Raw genomic sequence first — 6,182 nt, 5'->3', positions numbered from 1 at the left:
ATTAAATTACGTTCAAACTCTGCAAATGCTGCGAATAAATGAAATAACAATTGTCCTGTAGAACTTGATTTATCCATAGTTATATTTTCTTCTAAACTATGAAAACTCACGCCTCGATTATTAAGTTCATTAACTAATGTGATTAAATCTTCCATGTTACGTCCTAATCTATCTAGTCTCCAAACAACAATCGTATCTCCTGACCTCGCAAATTCAATAGCTTTATCTAAACCAGGACGTTTACTTTTTGATCCACTTATATGATCGCTAAATATCTTTTCACAACCATATTGATTTAATCGATCTTCCTGCAAATTCAAATTTTGCAAACCAGTTGAGACTCTTGCATAACCTATTTTCAAAATACAAACCTCCTATGTAGATTTTCATTGTACCATAACTTAATTCTAACCATATTTATGAACATAGATTTTCTGTTGGGTTATTGAACACTAAAATATGTATACTAGCTATATATCTAGATATAAAAAGAGAGTGTACAGAAAATGGTTATTTTATGTACACTCTCATCTTTACTAATATATTTTAAATGTTATTAACAAAACTAATTTAATAAGAGTCAAGTATAGTTTACATATGTATAATGTTTGAAACATATCTCTAATTACTTTTTACTAATATCATTTAAAATGTCTCGCAATTCTTCAATTTCTTTGTTATTTAATTCTTCATTTTTCGCAAAATTTAGCACTAAACTTTTCATGTCCCCTCCATACAGTTTATTAAGAAAAGTTTTAGCAGTTTTCATTTTAATATCGTCTTCTTTAATATTTGATGAGTAAAAATAAATATTCTCTGATTTGTATCGTTTTATAATCTCTTTTTTATATAGTCTTGTGATTAATGTTCTAATTGTTTTATCGCTAACTTCTTTATATTTTTGAATTTCAACTACAATTTCATTAGCTGATACTGATTTTTTATCCCATATTATATTCATAACATCCCATTCAGCCATAGATATTTCAACTTGCTTATTGGCCATTTAAAACACCCATTTCTTTTAATATTTTTTCACTGATTAATTCAGCATTTTTCCCAGACGGGTTTCCATCTGATAAATGTGTAGCAAAATAATACTTATCATGATTTGTAATTACGTAACCTACAAACCACCCATTATTATACTTCCCGTTTACTATACCTGTACCTGTTTTCCCATACAGTTCATACTTTTCATTTTTCTTAATCAATAATGAAGAAGATAATTGATTCTTTGCTTTTTTACTAAAATGGTTATTTTGTTCCATCATATTTTTAAAAACTATTACTTGTTCAAGATTAGATATTTTCAAACTATCTTCCATCCAATAGTTTTTATAACTTCCCAAATTTTCATTACCATAATTTAATTGCTTGAGTTGAGCCGCAGTATAGTTCTTTGGTATTTGATTACTAATACGTTCGAAGTACCAATTAACTGAATTTTGCATTGCTGTATTTAAATCTTGTTCCTTATTCCAAGACTCGAAAGGATAATGTTTATGATTCCATGACATACGTGAATTTTTATCACTTATGATATGACGGTCAAGTCCAAACATCGCTAAATAAATTTTATAAGTTGAATCAGGAGAATATCTTTTTCTACTTTCTTTTTCATTATAAATATAGTATTTGTCTTTCTTCATGCTGTACATGACGAAAGATCCACTATTTGAACCAAAATTTTTACTTTCATCTAAAATTTGGTGATCGTTCTGTAAGGGCTTTTTATAATTATAATCAGTTATGGATTGCCCCATCAAAAACTGGCTTTGAATTACTATGAGCAAAAAAGTAAAAATACAAATAAAAATTGGAATTAATTTAGACTGTTTTTTCAAATTGGCTTCTTTTATATTAATTAATCTTCTTTTGAGTAATGACTTTTTACCATTAAATGAATGGCTTAATATATTTTTATTAAAAAATGGAATATTTAATACGGAGTCCATAATAGATTCCGCATAAGTTTTAAATTCATTTTTGTTAATATTATTAAGAACAAATCTATCAGCTTCTACTTCATTGTCATGAATTATCTTTCTTTTTACAATATGTATTAATGGATTGTAACTCATAACAATAGAGAAGATATTAAAGATAATTAAATGTAAAGTATCTCTATTTTTAGCATGAGCATATTCATGCAGTATTATATATTTTAGTCTTTTATCAATTACACTTTTAAAATATGAACTAGGAATCAAAATAATATATTTCCCATACCAAAAAGTTATTGGAGATTGAATAGTCTCTGCTTTTCGAATCACAATATTTTTTTTATATTGATGGTTGAAAAGTATCGTATCTACTTTATTTTTTTCATTTTCGTTTAGATAAAGTGACTGTTTCTTTAAATATTTAAGATATAATAAGGATTTCAAAAATTTAAAACTTAAAATAATAACTAAAACTATCCAAACAACTGTGCAGATATTATCAATTGAATCCCAATTAAACTTATGGATATCTGTTGTGAACTCTTGAATAGGTTTGGTGGTATTTATGTTATGGTTCAAGTCGTGTGACTTACTTTCAACTGTGGGCGCTTGATTATTCACATTATTAAATTTTATAAAAGAGAATTTAATTGGGATAAAAGGTATTAATCCAGCAAGCACTGTTAGATACCAAACTTTATAATTTAAACTATAATTAAAATAGCGTTTTAATATGTACTTAAAAAATACTAACAATAGAAATATAAAACAAAAGCTTACTACGCTCGTTATTAGTAATTTAGCCATTTTGACACCTTCTTTCAAATATTTATAATAAATAATTGACACAAATATTACAAATGTAATATTATATATTCGTAAAAATTACATTTGTAATATTGGAGGGTTTATTTTGAAAAAGTTAATATTTTTAATTGCAATTGCTTTAGTTTTAAGTGCATGTAATTCAAACAGTCCACATGCCAAAGAGTTAAATGATTTAGAAAAAAAATATAATGCTCATATTGGTGTTTATGCTTTAGATACTAAAAGTGGTAAGGAAGTAAAATTTAATTCAGATAAGAGATTTGCCTATGCTTCGACTTCAAAAGCGATAAATAGTGCTATTTTGTTAGAACAAGTACCTTATAATAAGTTAAATAAAAAAATACATATTAACAAAGATGATATAGTTGCTTATTCTCCTATTTTAGAAAAATATGTAGGAAAAGATATCACTTTAAAAGAACTTATTGAGGCTTCAATGACATATAGTGATAATACAGCAAACAATAAAATTATAAAAGAGATCGGTGGGATCAAAAAAGTTAAACAACGTCTAAAAGGACTAGGAGATAAAGTAACAAATCCAGTTAGATATGAGATAGAATTAAATTATTATTCACCAAAGAGCAAAAAAGATACTTCAACACCTGCTGCTTTCGGTAAGACTTTAAATAAACTTATCGCAAATGGAAAATTAAGCAAAGAAAACAAAAAATTCTTACTTGATTTAATGTTAAATAATAAAAGCGGAGATACTTTAATTAAAGACGGTGTTTCAAAAGACTGTAAGGTTGCTGATAAAAGTGGTCAAGCAATAACATATGCTTCTAGAAATGATGTTGCTTTTGTTTATCCTAAGGGCCAATCTGAACCTATTGTTTTAGTCATTTTTACGAATAAAGACAATAAAAGTGATAAGCCAAATGATAAGTTGATAAGTGAAACCGCCAAGAGTGTAATGAAGGAATTTTAATATTCTAAATGCATAATAAATACTGATATCATCTTATAGTTTGTATTATCGTTGACATGTATAATTTTGATATCAAAAACTGATTTTCCCTCTATTATTTTCGATATTTATTTTCTTAATTCTCTTTAACAAACTAGAAATATTGTATATACAAAAAATCATAAATAATAGATGAATAGTTTAATTATAGGTATTCATCAATCGAAAAAGCAACGTATCTTATTTAAAGTGCGTTGCTTTTTTCTCATTTATAAGGTTAAATAATTCTCATATATCAAGCAAAGTGACATATTAGTGTTAATAATGATTTGAAGCATATACTCAATTCAATTACTGCTGATTTCACTAAATTTGAACTACAGGAAATGACACAACTAAAATCAACTTATGCAAAAAATATGTTTAGATTACTAAAGCAATATAAACATACAGGATATTTCAAAATTCAAATTAATGATTTCAGAGAACGTTTAGATATTCCGAAAAGTTATCGAATGAGTGAAATTGATAAGTATGTATTTAAACCAATAATTAAAGAATTAGGCTTTTTATTTAAAAATCTCAATATTAATAAAATTAAAGCTAAAAAAGGACGAAAGATTGAATGGTTAGAATTTTCTTTTGAACCTGAGAAACGTATTCATTCGAAACGACAATCTAATATGATAAGTACAGGCAAACCAAAACAATATATAAGCCGTGAAATGACGCCACAATGGTTAAAAAATAACACTTATGAACCAACCACATCTAAGACATCTGCGTATACAGAAGAAGAACGTCAAGCGTTTTTACAAAAAATGAAAAAGTAAAGGAGACCCAGTTATTTGATGAAAACTGTAAAGGAAGTTTCTGAACTTTTAGATGTCTCTAAACAAACAATTCATTATCATTTAAAAAGTTTACCTTCAAATTTGAAGGTAAACAAAGTAGGTAACAAATCATTAATAGATGATAATACAATAGATTATCTAAAAACAATTTTAAATAAAAAAACGACAAAAGAATCGACAAAATTTGATGAAAAATCGACAAACAAAACAGAATCATTAAATAACCAATATAGCAGTTATATCGATAAATACATAGAGCATTTAGAATCAGAAATTCGACAAAAGAATCGACAAATTGACGATTTAACAATTGCATTAAAACAAGAACAATCTTTGAATTTAAATAGCCAAAATATATTAAGTAATACCAAAAAAATAGAAACTGATAATATAGATTCAAAAGAAGATATCATTACTCCAAAAGCATCAAAAAAAAAATGAACAAAAACAATCTATCTTTTCTAAACTATTCAAAAAAAAATGGGAGTGGGACAGAAATAATATTTTCTCAAAATTTATTTCGTTGTATTACCCCGGCAAGGATGACTAGGTTTGAAAAAAGCTTGATTCAAGCGCATTTTCAAATCAGTCAGCTTCTGACAAAATGATAAAATAGGCTGAGACATTTTATTTTGTCCCAGCCTATTTCCTATATGACCAGGTAATAATATTGCTTTATAATTATGAAGCAAAAATGGTAAAATAATAACGTTAGATTAGTCTACATTGTTTGTACAGTGAGATTAAGATATAAAAAACGATGATTAAGGAGTTATTTCGAATGATTAATCTTGAAAATAAAACCTTCGTAATTATGGGTATTGCTAATAAACGTAGTATCGGATTTGGCGTTGCAAAGGTATTAGATCAATTAGGGGCTAAACTTGTTTTCACTTATCGTAAAGACCGTAGCCGCAAAGAATTAGAAAAATTATTAGAACAATTAAACCAAGAAGAGCCAAAATTATATCAAATCGATGTTCAAAAAGATGAAGATGTAGTAAATGGTTTTGCTAAAATTGGCGAAGAAGTAGGCAATATTGATGGCGTATATCACTCTATCGCATTTGCAAATATTGAAGACTTACGTGGACGTTTCTCTGAAACATCACGTGAAGGTTTCTTACTTGCGCAAGATATCAGTTCATATTCATTAACAATTGTTGCGCACGAAGCGAAGAAAATAATGCCAAACGGTGGTAGTATTGTTGCAACAACATACCTTGGTGGTGAATTTGCCGTTCAAAACTATAATGTGATGGGTGTAGCTAAAGCAAGTTTAGAAGCTAATGTTAAATATTTAGCTTATGATTTAGGCCCGGACAACATTCGAGTAAATGCTATTTCTGCTGGTCCATTTCGTACGTTAAGTGCTAAAGGTGTTGGTGGTTTCAACACAATCCTTAAAGAAATTGAAGAACGTGCACCATTAAGACGAAATGTGGATCAAGAAGAAGTAGGTAAAACAGCTGCTTACTTATTGAGTGATTTCTCAAGTGGCGTAACTGGTGAGAATATCCATGTAGATAGTGGTTTCCACGCAATAAAATAATAAATTAAATCAATTGAGTCTGGGACATAAACCCTAGAGAAATAGCCAGTAAATGAGTTTTAACAAATTCATTTACTGGCTTCTTTATTTAC

5 protein-coding genes and 2 pseudogenes are annotated in these 6,182 nt (G+C 27.6%); 4 read left to right on the top strand and 3 right to left on the bottom strand.

Going from position 1 to position 6,182, the window contains the following annotated elements:
• From Q4528_RS12555 to blaR1, 3 genes are all read right to left on the bottom strand, one after another.
• Positions 1-362: recombinase family protein (locus tag Q4528_RS12555; protein ID WP_303521803.1), on the bottom strand; the 362-nt coding region annotated here is incomplete at its 3' end.
• Between the two features lie 263 nt (positions 363-625).
• On the bottom strand, positions 626-1,006 hold the full coding sequence (gene blaI / locus Q4528_RS12550) for a penicillinase repressor BlaI (protein WP_001284653.1): 381 nt from the start codon (positions 1,004-1,006) through the stop codon (positions 626-628).
• A complete protein-coding gene (gene blaR1, locus Q4528_RS12545; RefSeq protein WP_001096392.1) occupies positions 996-2,753 on the bottom strand; it encodes a beta-lactam sensor/signal transducer BlaR1 in 1,758 nt (585 codons plus the stop codon). The genes blaI and blaR1 overlap by 11 nt, the downstream gene beginning before the upstream one ends.
• A 106-nt stretch (positions 2,754-2,859) precedes the next feature.
• Between blaR1 and blaZ the strand changes: the two genes are divergently transcribed.
• The 4 genes and pseudogenes from blaZ (at position 2,860) to fabI (ending at position 6,090) form a co-directional block, all read left to right on the top strand.
• Entirely contained in the window at positions 2,860-3,705 is an 846-nt protein-coding gene (blaZ, locus tag Q4528_RS12540) for a penicillin-hydrolyzing class A beta-lactamase BlaZ (protein WP_000733268.1), read from the top strand.
• A 290-nt stretch (positions 3,706-3,995) separates the two neighbouring features.
• Positions 3,996-4,517: pseudogene (locus Q4528_RS12535) on the top strand (replication initiation protein); the annotation flags it as partial.
• Positions 4,518-4,535: 18 nt separating this feature from the next.
• A pseudogene (locus tag Q4528_RS12530) lies at positions 4,536-5,019 on the top strand (replication-associated family protein); the annotation flags it as partial.
• Between the two features lie 300 nt (positions 5,020-5,319).
• Positions 5,320-6,090: an enoyl-ACP reductase FabI gene (gene fabI / locus Q4528_RS12525; protein ID WP_002487914.1), complete on the top strand. Its 771-nt coding sequence runs from the start codon at positions 5,320-5,322 to the stop codon at positions 6,088-6,090.
• Positions 6,091-6,182 lie beyond the last annotated feature (92 nt).

Source organism: Staphylococcus pasteuri (assembly GCF_030547725.1).
GTDB lineage: Bacteria > Bacillota > Bacilli > Staphylococcales > Staphylococcaceae > Staphylococcus > Staphylococcus pasteuri.
The sequence above is the reverse complement of the archived record's forward strand: the minus strand, read 5'-3'. Positions and strand labels throughout refer to the sequence as shown.

What these genes read in the sequence shown, in the direction of transcription:
- blaI (WP_001284653.1), bottom strand. Translation starts at nt 1,006, where the DNA reads ATGGCCAATAAGCAAGTTGAAATATCTATGGCTGAATGGGATGTTATG.
- fabI (WP_002487914.1), top strand. Translation starts at nt 5,320, where the DNA reads ATGATTAATCTTGAAAATAAAACCTTCGTAATTATGGGTATTGCTAAT.
- blaR1 (WP_001096392.1), bottom strand. Translation starts at nt 2,753, where the DNA reads ATGGCTAAATTACTAATAACGAGCGTAGTAAGCTTTTGTTTTATATTT.